A 17171-nucleotide genomic window follows, 5' to 3' on the forward strand; every position below is an offset into this window, starting at 1 on the left:
TAATCCAAACTTTTTCTAAATAAGAAACGTCTTATTTAGTGAAGATACATACAAAGCAGGTGAGCATTTGATATCCGGAAATATCTCCAAATCGGAAAAGGATCGACTACTAGAGAAAGCCATGACCGAATACGGAAATGATGTTTATTACATTGTCTATTCCTATGTGAAGGAACATGGCCTGGCTGAAGACCTGACACAAGAGATCTTCATCAAGTTTTATCAAAAGATGGATACCTTTCGCGAGGATTCCACCCTTAAAACATGGATCATCAGCGTGGCTGTCAATCACTGTAAGGATTATTTAAGGCGCTGGGATACACGTATGATCAGCATATCCAATAAAATCAATGACATGGTGAAAGGAAGGATGGGGGCTCCGGAACAAACCGTGATCGAGAAGGAAAAGAATTCCGAGCTGATCCAAAGCGTGTTGTCCCTGCCCATAAAATATCGGGAGGTCATCTTTCTTTACTATTTTGAAGAAATGAAGCTATCCGAGATCGGGGCCTGTATGGATCTGAACACAAATACCGTCAAGACCCGATTGACAAGAGGAAAAGCAATGCTCGGTTCAGCGATTAAACGGAACGAGGTGTATAACAATGGATGAACTTAAACATTTGCGGGGTCTGATGAAAGAAGAGACCTTCAAAGACCGTGGTTTTACCAATAAGATGAGGGAAAATATTATGAATGAGATCCATTCGAAACGGTCAAGATCGTTCACTTTCAATAAAAAACCAATCCTGGCTCCTTTCATGTCCTTTTTATTCGTTGCCGTATGTCTCTCTTTATTCGTTTATTTCGGTGGAACCCAATTGGGACTCATTGACGGAAATAACGCCAGTGCCCCTTTTTATCAATACGAAGCCAAAGATCGTCCTAAATCCCTAAGCGCAGAATTCAAGTTTCTCACCAAGGCCCCATTTGAGGTAGCGGAGGTTACGACCAAGACAAGTGAGGATTCTTCAGGGAAAATAGAATGGGTGACTTTGACGGGAGAGGAAAGGCAAACGATCAGACTGTCGTTTCAATCCATTGATCCGAGTGAAGAACTGACCTTGTCCCAGGACCCAGTGGAAGTCGGCGGGTCCAACGGAAGCTATTACGAGTCAGAAGGCCCGGCAAAGGTCAATCGACTGATATGGATTGAAGGGGGGACCATTAAATATGAAATGGAATACCTGCCCGGGGGATCTGACGTCACCTTGTCCAAAAAAGATATGATTAAGATGGCGGAGTCGTTTCGTTAAAGGCTCTCGAATTGTATATAAGTAGGTCCTGCACCACTAGCAGGCAGACAGACCTTTGGAGGTATATCTCATGTACTATTTTATCGCTTATATTGTCTTCTTCCTGGCCTTGTACTTTATTGTTGAAAAGATTGTCAGGAGATGGTGGAACATCCCGTATAACAGAAAATCCCACTTAGAAAGGGCTGGACCGATTCACACTTGGGTTATGAGAATCAGTTGGACTATTTTTTTTATATGTATTGTGTTTTTTCAAGCAGAACTGGTTGGGGCGCTGATTATTTTCTTCATTTGGGGATTCGAGGCCATTATACAATGGAGAATGAATAGAGACGAAAGAGAGTATATTATTACACTTCTGGGTCTTGTATTCTTCATCCTATTTTTAACGGTTGGTTATACATTTGATTTCTTAGTGTAGAAATATTCGATTCACTTGAAGAAAAGGATGACGGATCCAGAATCCATCATCCTTTTTGATAACTAGTATGTTCCATACAAAACCTTAATGATGTATCCATATTGATTATAGGTCACTTCCTTCCACTGATTCCCACCGTTTGCACTTCTATACATGATGATGGAATAACTGCCTGAATATTTCCGATAATACTCCGTCCAGGTGACGCCCCCTTGGTCGCCGCCATCTTCTATGACCTTTGTACCGTCATTCTCTGCGCTGAATGTCTGCGTCACCCCTGCGGCAGCACCAGCAGAAAGAACCAGTGAACACGCAATCACATACTTCACTGAAGATTGAATGAAATCCACCACTATCGCCATCTCCTTTTGTTAATAAATGTAATTATGTAGTCAATCATACTATGGATATCCTTATTAGGTATAGGTCATATTCTCTATTGTATGTAGATAAATACCTCAGATTAGGAACATATCTCTAGAATTCTTGGTAGGATATAAATATTTTAATAATTTGTTGTTATATAAATGTAACAAACGTAACATTGAAGGTGAGGATATTAATCTGGATGTCTACCTATTTATCATATATAGGCTTTATTTAAGGTTCTTTTAATCATGCTTACTCTCCTGTTAGAATTGTTTTTTAACCTGAAAATGAGACTCTTATCATGGTTAAGCTTGATTTAAGCCGTTGGGTTCAGGTGCGTTTCTTCCTGTGAAATAATCTATTTGTAAAATAGTAGAAACAAGGGAAGATATTTTCTTATATATAATGGAAGTATCACATTTTGACAGGGGAGTTAATGATGACAGAAACGGTTAGAAATTACGGGGATTTAATGAAAGTCCTGGATTCACTACTGCGGGATCCGGCCATATTTTGGGATGGCTTCTATGCAAATCGGGAGAAGGAAATCCCCATTTTTGTCAATTTACCAGATGAAAATTTAGTGAGCTACCTCCGGGGAGGAATCATACCTCCAGGGAAGGTGTTGGATCTCGGATGTGGAGCGGGAAGGAACGCCATTTTCTTAGCTGAAAATGGCTTTGAGGTTGATGCCGTGGACCTATCGATCAATTCACTGGAATGGGCAAAAGAGCGTGCGGATGAAAGGTCACTCTCGATCAATTTTATTCATAAAAATATATTTGAATTGAACGTAAAGAAAGAAGAATACGACTTCATCTATGACTCCGGGTGCTTTCATCACCTGGCCCCTCATAGAAGGATTACCTATCTCGAACTATTACAAAAAGGTTTGAAAAAAAGAGGACATTTTGGGATCACTTGTTTTCTTGTAGGCGGCAGTCTAGGCGGGGCTGACCTAACCGACGTAGAAGTGTACAAAAAAGGTACATTAATGGGTGGATTGGGATATACAGAAGAATCCCTGGCTCAAATCTTCAGCGAGTTGGAGCTGGTGGAAATCAGAAGAATGAATGAAGGCAGTGAGGAAGAGGGGACATTTGGTTCCAATGAACTTCTGGCCGGTTTATTTGTTAAATGAGATTTTCGTGAAGGTTGTTACTCTTAAACGATCATAAATAGTAGTCAGGAGGTAATTGAATGTACCAAACGCGGTGGGCTATCAATGACGAGATTCCTATTATGGCAGATTACTGGTACAGAATGGCTTGTGAAATGGGAGAAACAGATGGGATTCCGAAGCCGGATTCACAGAGGGTTGAGGAAGTGAAGGGCATATTTTTAAAAGAATCTAAAGCAGGTCATCTAAAGTTCAGAGTTGCTGTTGATAGCAATGATCGTATCGTTGCTTGTGCAGGAGGCCTGATCCGCATTGAGTATCCCTACCCGCTTGCAGAAGAACAAAGCCTTTTTGGCTGGGTGATCGCAGTATATACGCTGGAGAATCATCGTAATAATGGCCTGGCCTATACATTGGTGGATGACGTTTGTGTATGGCTTAAACAAAAGGGGGCAAAGCGGGCAAGATTGTGGTCGAGTTCGACGGGGAGGAAGGTTTATGAAAATCTCGGATTTGAACAAATGATGGATATGTCGAAGCCACTGTCTTAAATGTGACTGGAAGGGCCTCTTGCTCTTTTGCACTATATGTTTCCTCCAAAAAAGCTTATCCAAAGGGGTAAGCTTTTTTTGGAGGAAATTTTTCTTGAGTATGATTCAATGATTTGAAATAATTGGAATTGACCTGGACGAGTTTCCCATTGTGTAAGTAGAAACGTCGGGTAGTATGTCTAAAAGGAATGGTGATAAATGGTGGGGAAAATAAAAGAAATACCTGAAAAGGTGGCCTTTACAATAGGGCTATCTTTACTATTAGTCAGTCCACTAATGTTTCTAGTATTATCTACAGGCACCTTAACCATGATACTACAAGCAATTGTCATCGGGATTGCCACCTTATTTATACTAAGTGCTGCTGATCAGCGACATGCGCGACTGAGAAAGGATAAGTGAAGGATTACTTAATATGAAGGGGAAAGTTTTATACGAAAGATGTTTCATATGAAATGATCATTAATAGAGTGGACACCAATAAAGTTCCTGTAAGGGTGAAAAGAGTGAAAGAAATAATCCGTGAAACCGATTTTTTTAGCTTATGTATCTTAAGTGACGGAGTTTATGCAGCTATCGCCAAGCCGGGCCAAGGTGCCTGGAGTAATGCCGGTATCGTTGACCTGGGAGAGGGATTGCTGATTTTCGATTCATTTGCCACTCCTTCCGCTGGTTATGAGTTGAGGAAACAAGCGGAAGATCTGACTGGGAAAAAAGTGAGGTATCTGATCAACAGTCATTATCATGGGGATCATGTATTCGGAAATCAAATATTTTCAGATACAACGATCATTTCCACTTCCCTTACAAGGAAATGGTTTGAAGAGAACAATAAAATAGTAGATTTGAATCAAGAAATAGAAGAAACAGAAGAATATTTGAAGAAGCTAAAAGAACAAATAGGGGTAACTGCAGACAGATTCATGAAAGAAAGTCTCACAAGTCAGTATAAAGAAATGTCGGCCATTCTAAAAGACTTACCAACTATGAAGCTCGTGTTCCCAGCCGTTCTTTTTGAAGAAAAACTGGTGATTGAAGGCTCTAAAAGAAAGGTGGAACTGAACTGCTTTGGAGGAGGCCATACCCCAAGTGACACATTTCTGTACTTGCCAGAAGAGAAGGTCGGGTTTATGGGTGATCTGGTCACCGTTGATTTACATTTACCCATTTATGATCCTGAAGAATTTAGTACCATTCTAGAAAAGGTGAAGCTATTGGATATGGAGACTGTCGTACCTGGTCACGGATATCCAGGTGGGAATGAATTACTTTGTACCATGGAAAAATATTTGGCCTTTTTGATTGGAAAAACGAAAGAAGCAGTGAAGAATAACGTGTCTTTGGAAGACTTTGTTTCTAACTTGGAAATACCTGATCCGTATACTGAGTGGAGAGGAGTTAACGGAATTAGAGGTAACTTATCTAAAGTCTATGCGTATTATTCAGAGTAGAATCTGCAGGAATGATATTTATAGAACCGTCACTGGACATCCGGATTCCATAAATTGAAAGGGAGTATTCAAATGAGTGACATTAAACTGCTTATTACTTTCAAAGATGACCTTTACAATTATTCAATAGAACAGCTAAGGTATATTCCGGTAGAAGGGGTGTGGTCAATTGGCCAGATGTATGACCATTTGATTGTTGTTGCCCATGAGTATCTTGATCGTATGGAAGAATGTGCTGCATTGAATGAGGAACAGCCCTTTGGGAAAACCCAGTTTGGTGAGCAATTATTTGAGGACGGAGGGTTTCCACCTATCAAAATAAGGTTACCAGATGAACTGAATGCTCCACCAAATAATTCAGACAGCAAGGAAGAACTCATTAGCAGGATGGAACAATTAATTCAACGAATGACGCATTGGGAAACGAAAGTGGATTATATTCACCCAACTAAAAAGAGTGAACATGGGGGATTCGGCTGGTTGAATGCAAAAGAATGGTATGATTTGGTCGGAATGCATTTTCGTCATCATTTACGTCAAAAAGATGAGTTGGAACGTTACTTGGCATAGGTGGTAATTACATAGCGCTTGGGTGCATCTCGTGCTTCTCTTGCATTCAATTACTTGAAAAAATAAGTGAAAGGAGTGAGAACCAGTGAATTTAGGAACTCCTATTGCAATTGGAAATACAGCAAAGGTATATCTTTGTGAAAACAAGGTGTTTAAAGTTTTTAATGATTCATTACCAGATATGGAATCTACTAATGAAGCTTATAAGCAAAAGTATGCTTATTCGTGTGGACTCTCTGTGCCGGAAATATTTGATGTAACCACAATAGATGGTAAACAGGTCATCATAATGGAACATATAAAAGGGAAAACGATGGGGGATCTTCTAACTGACAACACGGAAAAAGCGGAATATTATCTTAACATGTCTATTGATGTACAAATGAACATGCATAAGATGAAAGCTAAATCTATTGAACCTATGTCCGAAAAATTACGTAGACAAATAGAATCTGCACCAGGACTGGATAATAAACGTAAGTCTGCATTACTAAAAAAATTAGATTCGATGACCTTCGACGAAAAACTCTGTCATGGGGATTTTCATTTGTTTAACTTAATTCTGTCCCATCATAAGGTCACCATTATCGACTGGGTGGATTCTAGTGCAGGGGATATTCGTGCTGATGTATATCGAACGTATCTTTTGTATTCACAGGTTTCGGTGGAATTGGCTGATATGTATATGCGTGTTTACTGTCAAAAAAGCGGTTTGTCTAAAGATGATATTGATCAATGGGCGCCAATCATAGCTGCAGCAAGGTTATCTGAATGTGTTACATCAGAAAAACCTAAGCGTCTATTGGAGATTGTCAATCAGCATTGTCCTATTTAACAGGGAAGAGCCATTTCATCAATTGTACTGTAATCGGAAGTGATTCAGTAAAAAAGATGGGAACTGAACATGGGAAGTAATAACATATGAAAAGATAGGTGGTGCAAGAACAATGAGTGACCAATGGTTAGAATGGGCCAAAAGAATTCAAGCATTATCTCAATCAGGACTGGCCTTTTCAAAGGATGTTTACGATATTGAGAGATATGAAGAATTACGGTCGATCAGTGCGGAGATCATGCAGGAATACACAGGCTTAGAGATGAGAAAAGTAAGGGAACTGTTTACGAATGAATCAGGTTATCAGACACCGAAAGTGGATGTGCGCGGTGTCGTATTCAAGGATAATAAAATCCTGATGGTCCGAGAGAAAGTTGATGATAAATGGTCTTTGCCAGGTGGGTTTTGTGATGTTGGCCTGTCACCAAGTGAAAACATCGTCAAAGAAATAAGAGAAGAATCAGGCTTTGATGTAACCCCTGTAAAATTACTCGCAATACTCGATATGAACAAGCATCCCCATCCCCCGCAACCTTACCATTACTATAAGCTATTCATTCAATGTGAGGTGACGGGTGGAAGGGCAGAAAGTGGAATCGAAACAAAAGGAATCCATTTTTTTGAAAAAGATCATTTGCCTGAGTTATCAGTCGGAAGGAATACAGAAACTCAGATCAACCTGCTGTTTGAATTCTTGAGGAATCCATATAAAGAAACGGTTTATGATTGATGGTCATGAAGTTTGCTTTTTTATTAGAACAATGGAGTGAGTAAAGAATCTGAAATATTCCTACTAAGGGGCAGTTTTTTTAAAATAGATAAAAGGGGATGAGGCAAATGAAAGAAGATCAATTATTTAATCAAATGAAACTGTGGCGCAGTTGGACTGTTGACTTCCTGCGCACCATACCGGAGGAAATCGCCGATCAGGTCCCTCATGGTCATAATAATAGTATCCGATGGAATGCCGGTCATATTTTAGTGGGTTGGGATCACACCATGTTTCCAGCTGTTGATCAGGAAAGGCAAATGCCGCAGTCGTATCACAAGATGTTTCCGAGAGAGAGTAAACCACAAGAGTGGACAGAACAGCCTCCCTCAATGAATAAGCTTATTATGGAATTGGAAGCACAGCCGCTTCTTATCGAACAAGCGTGTAAGGGTCACCTTGAAAAACCACTGAAGGAATCATTTTTGGGAATGAACACAGTAGGGGACATGGTTGTATTCCATATGAACCATGAAAGTCTGCATATGGGAATAATTAAAAGTATGAAACAGGCACTTGCAAGTAAATCTTTCAATTAAGGGGTGTTAATGCTGGAGTATACAATTCGCAAAATGGAGAAAACGGACATAAATCAAGTTCAGGAAGTAGCAAGAACTAGCTGGAGTACGACATACGAGGGTATCATTCCACTTAAAATCCAAGAAAGTTTCTTAAACTCTGCTTATAGTGATGAAATGATGCGAAAGCGCTTAGAGGTTTCTTCGCTGTACGTTGCTGAAAAGGACGGAAAGATTGTTGGTTTCGCTAATTTCTCTCCTGTAAAAGAAGAGGGGGAAGTGGAATTGGGGGCCATTTACTTAGATTCGGAACATCAAGGTGGAGGAATTGGGACTGCCCTGCTTCAGGAAGGGATAAAGGACTTGAGTGGTGCAAGGTCAATCTACATAAGTGTTGAGAAAGAGAATAAGACAGGAACCCATTTTTATCGTGCAAAAGGTTTCAGAGTTGTTTCTGAGTTCGATGATGATCTTGAAGGTCATATAACAAAGATGTTTAGAATGGTATTGAATGTATAAGGTTGACTATTTAGTTATAGGGCAAATCCTGAATTGGGGGGATTTAATTGAAGAATGAAAACGAAGAAATGCTAACAGGCGGGAATGTCTCGAACGTATACCGTTCGGGAGACACAGTCAGACGGGATGTAAAGCCGGACAGTCCCAAAATTCACAAGCTATTAAAGCATTTGGAGAGTAAAGGGTTTGGTTATGCACCGAAGCTTTTAGGCATCGATGAAAAAGGTAGAGAGATATTATCATTCATTGAAGGGGAAGCCGGCCATTATCCTTTAAAAGAGTACATGTGGTCAAATGATGTATTGATAGGAATAGCGAGGATGCTTCGTCAGTACCATGATGCTGTTAGTGATTTTCCTTTAAGTGATGAATGGCAGCCCATGGACAATACTCCACCGAACGTGGAGGTGATTTGTCACAATGACTTTGCCATCTACAATATTATCTTTCATCACGAAAAACCAGTAGGAATCATAGATTTTGATGTTGCCGGCCCCGGCCCGAGACTTTGGGACATCGCCTATACCCTTTACACCTGCGTCCCTTTAAGCAGGCACTATCATAGCGAAGCGGGTGAAGCCGTTCACTATCATCCTACACATGATGCGGACCGTATCAAACAAAGAGTGAGACTGTTTTTTGAATCCTACGGTATGCCGGGAATGGAAGAAGGGTATTTGGAGATGGTATTGCTGCGCTTGGAAGGGTTGTGTAAATACATGAAGAGAAAAGCCGGTGAAGGTGACCCTGCTTTTCAAAAGATGATTGATGAAGGGCACCATGAGCATTATCAAACAGATATAAAGTTTATTCGTGAACATGGGAAAGAGTGGGTTTATTAAGAAGTTTGGCAATCGGGCGCGATTATTTGATATCACGCTTTTTTGCTGGATGCAATCATTGCTGATTGGTAGGTAGCTTAAGCAGGATATTACCGAGGTTTCACCGAATATATAGGTAAAAAGTGGAATATGGGTGATATGAATGAGTAAGATCATTGAGTATTACAATCAATTTGATGAGTGGGGAAGACTTGAACGTGAGCCAGTTGAATTTCAGGTGAATTGGCACTATATAAGGAAATATATGCCCAAAACGGGATATGTACTCGATAATGGTGCCGGGCCGGGGAAATATTCAATGGAACTTGCCAAAGCCGGTTATAAGGTAACACTGACCGATTTGACCCCAAGATTAGTTGACATTGCTAAAGATAAAGCGAAAGAACTTGACTTAGACGAACGATTTGAAGGGTTCCATGCAGCAGATGCCAGAGACCTTTATATGCTTGAAGATGAACAGTTCGACTCCTCATTCATGCTCGGTCCCATGTATCATTTGCAGGAAGAAAATGACCGTATAAAGGCAGTGCAAGAATTAAAGAGAGTGACTAAACAGGACGGGCTGGTCTTTGTTGCCTTTATGCCCAGAATCAGACACATCCTTAACTCGCTCCTATCTCCTGGCAATTGGAAGCCGAACAATGATATGGATACCATTTTGCAATTTTCCCAATCGGGCTGCTTTAATCATGCAGATGAAGGACGTTTTACAGGAGCGTATTATTTTAATATAGAAGACATCAATCCTTTTATGGAAGCAAACGGATTTGAAACGATTGAGCTGATCGGATCCAATGCAGGAACGGTTTTGAATAGTGGCAATTGGGATTACTGGAGAGAAAAAGGGGAAGAGGAAGTAACGAAAATAATTGACTTGATTATAGAGAAGGCAACAGACCCTTATATTCTTGGTATTTCATCTCACTTGCTTTATGTGGGCAGGAGAAAGTAAAACGGGTTATTTTTTAGGATATACAAGGTTACGTACTTATCATGTCGGAGGGGATTATACATGAACGAAAAATTATTAAGGATCGGTACCACTTATATCCCGGTCACAAATGTGGAGCTTTCAACTGAATGGTATGTCAATAAATTGGGTGCAGAGTTAAGCTATAAAGATGAAGATAAAGCGATCTTGAACCTTGCAAACCAAAGTGTTTTTCTTGTTAAATCAAAAGCAGATCAACGTGCTAATTTCATAGATATTCATGGTGAGGAACGTTTTTCGTTAACATTCGAAGTGAATGGTTTGAATGCTTTAGAAACCATGCATGGGGACTTTATCGATAGTGGGATTCGGGTCGGTGAAATTGAAAACAGGGGTCACTCCGGAAGGAATTTTGTTTTCTACGATTTAGATGGGAATAAATTCGATGTGTGGAGTGAGCTTAGTCAGGTTTTCAGAGAGAAATATTTGAGTTCCCATAAGAGTTAAAGGGAAAATTGGATGAGGGCCATACATATCATATGTGTGGTTTTTTATTATCAATGGGTTCTGGTTTAGGTATGTCGAAGCGTGGGACCAATAAGAACCACGCATCCATGGTGAGAGTAAAAGAAGCGCCGGGCCCGTTCGACAAAGAGGAGAAGGTAGTTGGAGGGAGATATGTATGACTCTTACGTTTGAAACAATGACTCAGGAACAAGCAGAAGATATTGCTTATAATTGGCACTATGATGGTGAATATTCTTTTTATGATATGGAAGCCGATAAAGAAGATTTGGATGAATTTTTAGACTCTGACACTAGAGGTGACTCTGTGTTTGCCGTTTTGAAAGAAGATGAACTTATTGGATTTTTCAGTGTTGGTATAGTGGGTCCGAACATATGTGATATTGGATTAGGGATGAGACCGGATTTGACTGGTCAAGGAAAAGGATTAGAGTTTCTGAATTCTGGTATTGATTTCGTCCAGTCAAGATTCAGTCCTGGTAAGATTACCTTATCAGTCGCAACTTTTAATCAAAGAGCTATAAAAACCTATAGAAAGATAGGGTTTAAGGATATCGATACTTTTATGCAAGATACGAATGGAAGCACGTATGAATTTGTGAAAATGGGGTTTGAGTGCTAACTTGAAGAACGTTTGGAGGTGAATGCAGAGTTGCATTTTCTCCTTGGAATAAGTTATGCCTATAAGTGTTTAATAAGCTATTGCGAGTTTAATATATTGAGAGGATGAAACAGATTTGGAAATTATCACAGGTAATAAAAGCTTTGATCTCGATGTATTTCTTAAAAAGCCTTTATTTGCGCACCTTTCTACATTATCCAAGGAAGGTCCGCGAGAGTCACCTGTTTGGTTTTACTGGGAAAATGAACATATCTATATCATTAGAACCCCTTCTTCAGATACTTTTCCCGGAAGAATCAAAGAAAACCCTGAGTGTGCCATTGGTATCGTAGATCTCGATCATACTACAGGAAAAGTATTACATGCAGGGTTTAGAGGGAAAGCCACGGTGGAGGCTTTTGATAAAAAGATCGCCACACGGTTACTCGAGCGTTATCTTGGAACAGAAGAAGAGAAGTGGGATCCAAGATTTCGGGGGTTAGGCGATAGCAATATTTTAATAAAGTTTGTGCCTGAAACAGTGGTTGTAAGGGATCAATCTTTTATACCAAGCATTTAAGTTTTATATCTTGCATTTTTAAGAATGTCAGGCAAGGGAGGTGCACCGATGATAGATTTATTTGAAAGAATGAAAATGGGAACAAAAAAACAACAAGACGCTTATACGGTAATCATGGAACTGGATATTATGAACGAATTGAGTACCTACACTCCTGTTCTATGCGGAACGTTTCCCATTGGCATAAACATATCGGGTTCAGACCTGGACATTATTATGGAAGTACAGGCATTAGAGCCATTTGAGGAATTGATCCAAACGTTATACAACAAACAAGATGACTTTACAATCAAAAGGAAAACGATTAATGGAAAAGAAGTCGTAAAGGCGAATTTTACCTTTAGAGATTTAGAGTTTGAGCTGTTTGGCCAAGACCAACCGGTACATAAGCAACGTGCCTATCTCCATATGATGGTTGAACATGAACTGTTGCAAAGATATCCTGCTCTTAAACAGGAAGTGATACATGTCAAAAACCAAGGTTACAAGACAGAGCCGGCATTTTGTAAGATTTTTGATATTACGGGAGATCCTTATGAAGGTCTGATTCGGTTGGGGGTTGAAGAAGGGATTATCATGGGGTAGGTTGTTGAAATCCATTGAAGAGGTGAGCTTAAATGAAGAATAATCTATTACATATACTAGAACTCATCAAACTTGGAGAAAAGTTAAAATCTGAGATGAGGCACAGCTGGCTGTCCAATGGCAGACAAGAAAGCGTCGCGGAGCATACGTGGAGAGTTTCCCTGATGGCGATGTTGATCGAACCTTACTTAACGCAGAAGGTGGATTCGGCCAAATTATTAAAAATGATCATCATACACGATCTGGTTGAGGCTGAAGCAGGGGATATCCCGGCTTTCGATACGATGAACGATCGATTAGCTAAGGAACAAAAAGCAATCAATGAGAGAAAATCCATTGAAAGAATGAGAGATATGCTTGGGAATGCTTTAGGAGAAGAGCTATATAATCTTTGGTTCGAGTTTGAAGAAAAGGAGACCTATGAAGCTAAAGTAGCTAATGCATTGGATAAACTGGAAGCCCAGATTCAACATAATGAAGCTGACATCTCCACCTGGATAGAGATTGAACACGGGATGAGTTTCATGATGGATAAGCATGTTGAGTTTGACGGGACGCTTCAGGTGTTTAAGAACATCATTGAGGACGAGGCGGACTTGAAATTAAAGGATGCTGGGATTGATACAAAGAAATTAAAAGTCTGATGAAAACTAATTGACTTTCCAACTCCAAAAGAAAACGATGAAACCAAAATAAAGGGGGTGAACAACTCATGATAAAAGGAAATCTTATCACTAAGAATCACATTGTAAAAGATTTAAAGGAACTAGGTGTCACGAAGGGAAAGACCGTCATAGTCCACTCATCCTTAAAATCACTTGGAAGGGTCATAGGCGGACCGGTTTCCGTAATCCTGGCACTTGAAGAAGCAGTCGGTGCCGATGGAAACATCGTGATGCCGACCCAGACCGAGCATCTTTGCGACCCAGCTGAATACGGAAGTGGATATACCGATGAAGAACTGGAGCTCTTCAGGGTGAACATGCCGACTTTTCATCCTGATTTAACCCCGACCTCATACATGGGCTTCATCCCTGAGACGTTCAGAAAGCAAGACGGGGTGCACCGGAGTCCGCACCCTCACACCTCTTTTGCCGCATGGGGGAGAGATGCACTTTTTCTGACACAAGAACATGGTCTCGACTTCTCCCTGAATGAACTTTCCCCATTAGGGAAAATGTATGAGCTTGGTGCCTACATCCTGCTTTTGGGTGCGCCAACAAATTCAAATACCTCTTTGCATCTCGCTGAATATAGGCAAAACAACTCCTTTGTAAAGGAGAAGATTTGGGATGTGAAGGTGAAAAGAGGGGACCAAGAAGTGTGGACAACGTACCGCGACATCAACAATGAATCCGATGATTTTGACCGGTTATTTAACGATTTCCATAGTGAAACGGACTATGTGAAAATGAGTATGGTAGGGGATGCACAGAGCTATTTAATGCCGATGAGACAGATGGTGGACTATGCTGTCGGCTGGATGGACAAAAACAGGAAATGACCGGGAGGGATTGAATGGTTGCATTCAACTTACTGGTCGGGGTGGTCGCCGCTTTTGTTTTACAGGCTTTACAAAAATACGGGAAAATCCATTCTTTTTTTAATGCGAAGCTCTTTTTCGTTCTCATCCTTTTATCTACCGCATGGTGGTTGGTCGGTTTAGCGATTGGTGGGTGGGGTGGCATGAGCCTTAACAAAATGGGACTGGTTGCGTTGTTTATATCCTTATCAGGTTTGATGACTTCATTCCTTTTAAATATGGTTATGGGGGAATGAAGAGATTCAAGCAAGTGGCAGAAGAACAGGTTTATTGGGGTGATTTGAAAAAAGCCACGGTACCTGTCCCCGTGGCTTCCAGGATTATTCTATAATGTTTTTTTCAATGACAAGTGATAGGCTATCAGCTATTTGCTGATAAGTAGCATCATTTGGATGGAAGTTGTCACTTGAAAGATCGCGTTTGGCATCCGTTACCAAATTGAAGGTATCCACAACTTGAACTTCGTATGTTAAGCCTAATGTGCGGGCGGCTTCATTCCATTTTTGGATGACAGAATCAAAGGAATCCCCGTCCGACAATTCCTTAAAGGGATTATATAGTCCCATATAGAGGATGACGGCATCCTTATTAATGTCACGAATGGTTTCAAACGTTTTTTCCAAGTTCGGAATTTCGGTTTCCAGAATTTCAAGGGCGGCAGCTTCCGAATAATTATTTAAAATCTCACCAGAATTAAAGAGATTGTTTCCCCCAATCGTGATGGAAATGATTTTGGCGTCCTTAAGAGATCTCTTGACATCCTTTTGCTCTAACTGGGCCAGTAAATCTTCAATCCTTGCACCTCGTATGCCTAAGTTTTGGTACCGCTCCACGGTATTCGTTTCTTTAAGTGGATTTCCGACCAGCGGGACAAAACCTTCTCCTTTTGATGATCCTACCCCCCTTGTCAATGAATCGCCAAGTGCAATATACGTTTCTCCAGGAGTGACAGGGGCTTCTTCTGCTTCTGCTACTATCTTCTCTTGGGGAGGGTTGGTGACATCCCAATAGGCTCTTGTAAATCCATATCCAAATAGGACTGTCAGTGCAAGGGAAAGGGTGATAAATAGTTGCCACATCCATTTTTTCATCTCTTAATCTCTCCTTCTATTATGATTGTACCAACTTTTACTCCTGCTGAGTATTTAAAAGAGCAATTGAGAAAAAAGTTCGCTAGAATAGATATAGGGTGATGATATGAGCATAAAGCCAACCGTTCAATTGAAAAACGTTACGAAAGTAATAGGGAAAAAGACGATTATTGATAATATATCATTTGAAATCTATCCAGGAGAAGTATTTGGATTCCTTGGTCCCAATGGTGCTGGAAAAACAACTACGATTCGGATGCTCGTCGGTCTGATCAAGCCAACATCGGGAGTCATTAAGATCTGTGATTTTGATGTGAGAAAGCAATTTGTACAGGCGATGCAGCGTCTTGGTTCTATCGTTGAAAATCCAGAATTATATAAGTATTTGAGCGGTCGTGAAAATCTGCAACTATTTGCACGGATGCTGCCTAATGTGGATAGTGAACGAATACAAGAGGTAATTGATCTCGTTGATTTGACTGCACGGATCGATGACCAAGTACAGACCTATTCACTTGGAATGCGTCAGAGGCTCGGGATTGCACAAGCATTATTAGGCCGTCCGGATGTGCTTATATTGGACGAACCTACGAATGGATTGGATCCAATGGGCATAAAGGACCTTCGTACATTTATCAGGAAACTGGTCGACGAAACGGGTCTTTCCGTTCTTGTATCCAGTCATATATTAAGTGAAATCGAGTTGCTTGCGAATCGAGTGGCTATTATGAGCCATGGGAGAATCGTGAAGGTAGGCACGGTAAGTGATTTAGTGGATGCATTGTCATCAGGTGTGGACTGGAGAGTCAATGATGCTTTTCGTGCACTTGATCTCTTTAAAGCATCTCCCTATGTCCAAGCTGCAGAACTGTACGATGATCATACGGTCCATACTCTTATGGATGAAAGCAAAACTTCGATCCTGAATGAATCTTTACTAAAGGAAGGAATCGAGGTATGGACCATTGAAAGGAAGGTCCAGACATTGGAGGACTTATTTATTAGTTTGACAGGGGGCGATCATATTGTCTAACCCAAATATGATTGGTCTGATTCATAATGAAGTAATGAAAATCGCTTCCAAAAAACGCTTTGCGGTTGTCATCGCCATATTAATCATTCTAGTCTCCATGTTTACATATGCACAATACCGGGAGATACAAGATAAGTTGGAAAAGCAGGGTACTCTGGACTGGCGAGTGGAGCTGCAGCAGGAGATAGTCGATCGGCAAAACCGGCTTGCATCAAGTGGGATCCAGGATGAGGTCAGACAATTCCTTGAATTTGATTTGAAGCAAAAGCAATATTACTTGGACAAAGACATCAACCCTAATTATCCTGGAGCACCTACATTCATCCGCATTTTTTTCTCACAGGGACTCACACTAGTCCTGCCTTTACTCATCATTATTATTATGGCTGATGTTGTGAGTGGGGAATACAATGATGGGACCATCAAGACATTATTGTCCCGGCCGGTAAAACGATGGAAGATCCTGATGGCCAAATGGCTGACGGTTTTGCTGTATACATCGATGCTGATGGCATCTACGGTAATTGTCTGCTATGGGATTTCAGGAATTGTCCTCGGATATGATGGCTGGACAGCACCCATTCTGACAGGCTTTCAAGCTTCTCCATCAGGTGAATTTTCAACGGCAAATATCCATACCCTTCCGATGTGGGAATACTTGCTGATGTCAGCGGGTCTCGCATGGGTCGTTACAGCGACTGTTGGAACCATAAGCCTGATGATTTCAGTACTTGTAAAAAATACAGCAACCGGTATCGGGGCCATGATGGCTGTATTGATTGCAGGCACCCTCTTATCTTCTATCGGTTCAAGCTGGACGAGCTCAAAGTATTTGGTGAACTTGAATTTCGATCTGATCAATTACTTAGAAGGTCAAGCTCCTCCAATCGAAGGGATGTCCTTGCCGTTTTCATTAACAGTACTTGGAGTATGGACTGTCGCTTGCCTTGCCATTGCGTTTTGGAATTTCACTCAGAAGGATATGTATTAAAAGGATTTTCCCTTCCTTTAGAAGTTTCGGTGGGGACAAGACCCTATTTTCTTGAAGAAAAGCAGCTACA

At 40.7% G+C, this 17171-nt stretch carries 25 protein-coding genes; 23 read left to right on the forward strand and 2 right to left on the reverse strand.

Annotation, left to right across the window (positions count from 1 at the left end; genetic code table 11):
* Positions 1-67 precede the first annotated feature (67 nt).
* From ACCB35_RS04445 to ACCB35_RS04455, 3 genes are all read left to right on the forward strand, one after another.
* Positions 68-613 (forward strand): sigma-70 family RNA polymerase sigma factor, encoded by a 546-nt coding sequence (locus ACCB35_RS04445; protein WP_374055924.1) that lies wholly within the window; start codon positions 68-70, stop codon positions 611-613.
* On the forward strand, positions 606-1256 hold the full coding sequence (locus ACCB35_RS04450; RefSeq protein ID WP_374055925.1) for a hypothetical protein: 651 nt from the start codon (positions 606-608) through the stop codon (positions 1254-1256). Before ACCB35_RS04445 ends, ACCB35_RS04450 begins: the two co-directional genes overlap by 8 nt.
* A 70-nt stretch (positions 1257-1326) precedes the next feature.
* Positions 1327-1677, forward strand: coding sequence for a DUF4181 domain-containing protein (locus tag ACCB35_RS04455; protein WP_374055926.1), 351 nt, complete (start codon positions 1327-1329; stop codon positions 1675-1677).
* A gap of 62 nt (positions 1678-1739) precedes the next feature.
* Here ACCB35_RS04455 and ACCB35_RS04460 read toward each other — a convergent pair whose 3' ends face one another.
* Positions 1740-2030, reverse strand: coding sequence for a hypothetical protein (locus ACCB35_RS04460; protein ID WP_374055927.1), 291 nt, complete (start codon positions 2028-2030; stop codon positions 1740-1742).
* 455 nt (positions 2031-2485) lie between these two features.
* On the opposite strand from ACCB35_RS04460, the gene ACCB35_RS04465 reads away from it, so the two are divergent.
* From ACCB35_RS04465 to ACCB35_RS04550, 18 genes are all read left to right on the forward strand, one after another.
* Positions 2486-3187 carry a class I SAM-dependent methyltransferase gene (locus ACCB35_RS04465; RefSeq protein ID WP_374056947.1) on the forward strand — a complete coding sequence of 234 codons (702 nt, stop codon included), beginning with the start codon at positions 2486-2488 and terminating at the stop codon, positions 3185-3187.
* 59 nt (positions 3188-3246) lie between these two features.
* The gene (locus tag ACCB35_RS04470; protein WP_374055928.1) at positions 3247-3717 is read left to right on the forward strand and encodes a GNAT family N-acetyltransferase; all 471 of its coding nucleotides are present in this window, start codon (positions 3247-3249) and stop codon (positions 3715-3717) included.
* A 198-nt stretch (positions 3718-3915) separates the two neighbouring features.
* Positions 3916-4119: a hypothetical protein gene (locus ACCB35_RS04475; RefSeq protein WP_374055929.1), complete on the forward strand. Its 204-nt coding sequence runs from the start codon at positions 3916-3918 to the stop codon at positions 4117-4119.
* Positions 4120-4172: 53 nt separating this feature from the next.
* On the forward strand, positions 4173-5168 hold the full coding sequence (locus ACCB35_RS04480; protein WP_374055930.1) for an MBL fold metallo-hydrolase: 996 nt from the start codon (positions 4173-4175) through the stop codon (positions 5166-5168).
* A gap of 72 nt (positions 5169-5240) precedes the next feature.
* A complete protein-coding gene (locus ACCB35_RS04485; protein WP_374055931.1) occupies positions 5241-5738 on the forward strand; it encodes a DinB family protein in 498 nt (165 codons plus the stop codon).
* An 85-nt stretch (positions 5739-5823) separates the two neighbouring features.
* On the forward strand, positions 5824-6573 hold the full coding sequence (locus ACCB35_RS04490; protein ID WP_374055932.1) for a phosphotransferase: 750 nt from the start codon (positions 5824-5826) through the stop codon (positions 6571-6573).
* Positions 6574-6685: 112 nt separating this feature from the next.
* On the forward strand, positions 6686-7303 hold the full coding sequence (locus ACCB35_RS04495; RefSeq protein ID WP_374055933.1) for an NUDIX hydrolase: 618 nt from the start codon (positions 6686-6688) through the stop codon (positions 7301-7303).
* Between the two features lie 107 nt (positions 7304-7410).
* A complete protein-coding gene (locus ACCB35_RS04500; protein ID WP_374055934.1) occupies positions 7411-7881 on the forward strand; it encodes a DinB family protein in 471 nt (156 codons plus the stop codon).
* A 12-nt stretch (positions 7882-7893) separates the two neighbouring features.
* Positions 7894-8379 (forward strand): GNAT family N-acetyltransferase, encoded by a 486-nt coding sequence (locus ACCB35_RS04505; protein WP_374056948.1) that lies wholly within the window; start codon positions 7894-7896, stop codon positions 8377-8379.
* Positions 8380-8447: 68 nt separating this feature from the next.
* Positions 8448-9221, forward strand: a complete 774-nt coding sequence (locus ACCB35_RS04510) for a phosphotransferase (protein WP_374056949.1) — start codon at positions 8448-8450, stop codon at positions 9219-9221.
* A 142-nt stretch (positions 9222-9363) separates the two neighbouring features.
* Positions 9364-10173, forward strand: coding sequence for a class I SAM-dependent methyltransferase (locus ACCB35_RS04515; protein ID WP_374055935.1), 810 nt, complete (start codon positions 9364-9366; stop codon positions 10171-10173).
* A 60-nt stretch (positions 10174-10233) separates the two neighbouring features.
* Positions 10234-10659 (forward strand): VOC family protein, encoded by a 426-nt coding sequence (locus tag ACCB35_RS04520; protein WP_374055936.1) that lies wholly within the window; start codon positions 10234-10236, stop codon positions 10657-10659.
* A 175-nt stretch (positions 10660-10834) separates the two neighbouring features.
* Positions 10835-11299, forward strand: coding sequence for a GNAT family N-acetyltransferase (locus ACCB35_RS04525; protein ID WP_374055937.1), 465 nt, complete (start codon positions 10835-10837; stop codon positions 11297-11299).
* 115 nt (positions 11300-11414) lie between these two features.
* Positions 11415-11858 (forward strand): pyridoxamine 5'-phosphate oxidase family protein, encoded by a 444-nt coding sequence (locus ACCB35_RS04530; protein ID WP_374055938.1) that lies wholly within the window; start codon positions 11415-11417, stop codon positions 11856-11858.
* Positions 11859-11906: 48 nt separating this feature from the next.
* The gene (locus ACCB35_RS04535; RefSeq protein WP_374055939.1) at positions 11907-12443 is read left to right on the forward strand and encodes a DUF4269 domain-containing protein; all 537 of its coding nucleotides are present in this window, start codon (positions 11907-11909) and stop codon (positions 12441-12443) included.
* A gap of 32 nt (positions 12444-12475) precedes the next feature.
* A complete protein-coding gene (locus ACCB35_RS04540) occupies positions 12476-13087 on the forward strand; it encodes an HD domain-containing protein (RefSeq protein ID WP_374055940.1) in 612 nt (203 codons plus the stop codon).
* A 68-nt stretch (positions 13088-13155) separates the two neighbouring features.
* Complete coding sequence (locus tag ACCB35_RS04545; RefSeq protein WP_374055941.1) at positions 13156-13947, forward strand: aminoglycoside N(3)-acetyltransferase; 792 nt, start codon at positions 13156-13158, stop codon at positions 13945-13947.
* Positions 13948-13961: 14 nt separating this feature from the next.
* The gene (locus ACCB35_RS04550) at positions 13962-14222 is read left to right on the forward strand and encodes a hypothetical protein (protein ID WP_374055942.1); all 261 of its coding nucleotides are present in this window, start codon (positions 13962-13964) and stop codon (positions 14220-14222) included.
* An 84-nt stretch (positions 14223-14306) separates the two neighbouring features.
* Here the strand turns inward: ACCB35_RS04550 and ACCB35_RS04555 are convergent, their stop codons facing one another.
* Positions 14307-15077 (reverse strand): SGNH/GDSL hydrolase family protein, encoded by a 771-nt coding sequence (locus tag ACCB35_RS04555; RefSeq protein WP_374055943.1) that lies wholly within the window; start codon positions 15075-15077, stop codon positions 14307-14309.
* A 106-nt stretch (positions 15078-15183) separates the two neighbouring features.
* Between ACCB35_RS04555 and ACCB35_RS04560 the strand changes: the two genes are divergently transcribed.
* Complete coding sequence (locus tag ACCB35_RS04560) at positions 15184-16110, forward strand: ABC transporter ATP-binding protein (protein WP_374055944.1); 927 nt, start codon at positions 15184-15186, stop codon at positions 16108-16110.
* Positions 16103-17101, forward strand: coding sequence for an ABC transporter permease (locus tag ACCB35_RS04565; protein ID WP_374055945.1), 999 nt, complete (start codon positions 16103-16105; stop codon positions 17099-17101). The genes ACCB35_RS04560 and ACCB35_RS04565 overlap by 8 nt, the downstream gene beginning before the upstream one ends.
* The last annotated feature ends 70 nt before the right edge of the window (positions 17102-17171 follow it).

It is taken from the genome of Rossellomorea sp. FM04394, from assembly GCF_041889765.1.
Taxonomy (GTDB): Bacteria; Bacillota; Bacilli; order Bacillales; family Bacillaceae_B; genus Rossellomorea; species Rossellomorea aquimaris_B.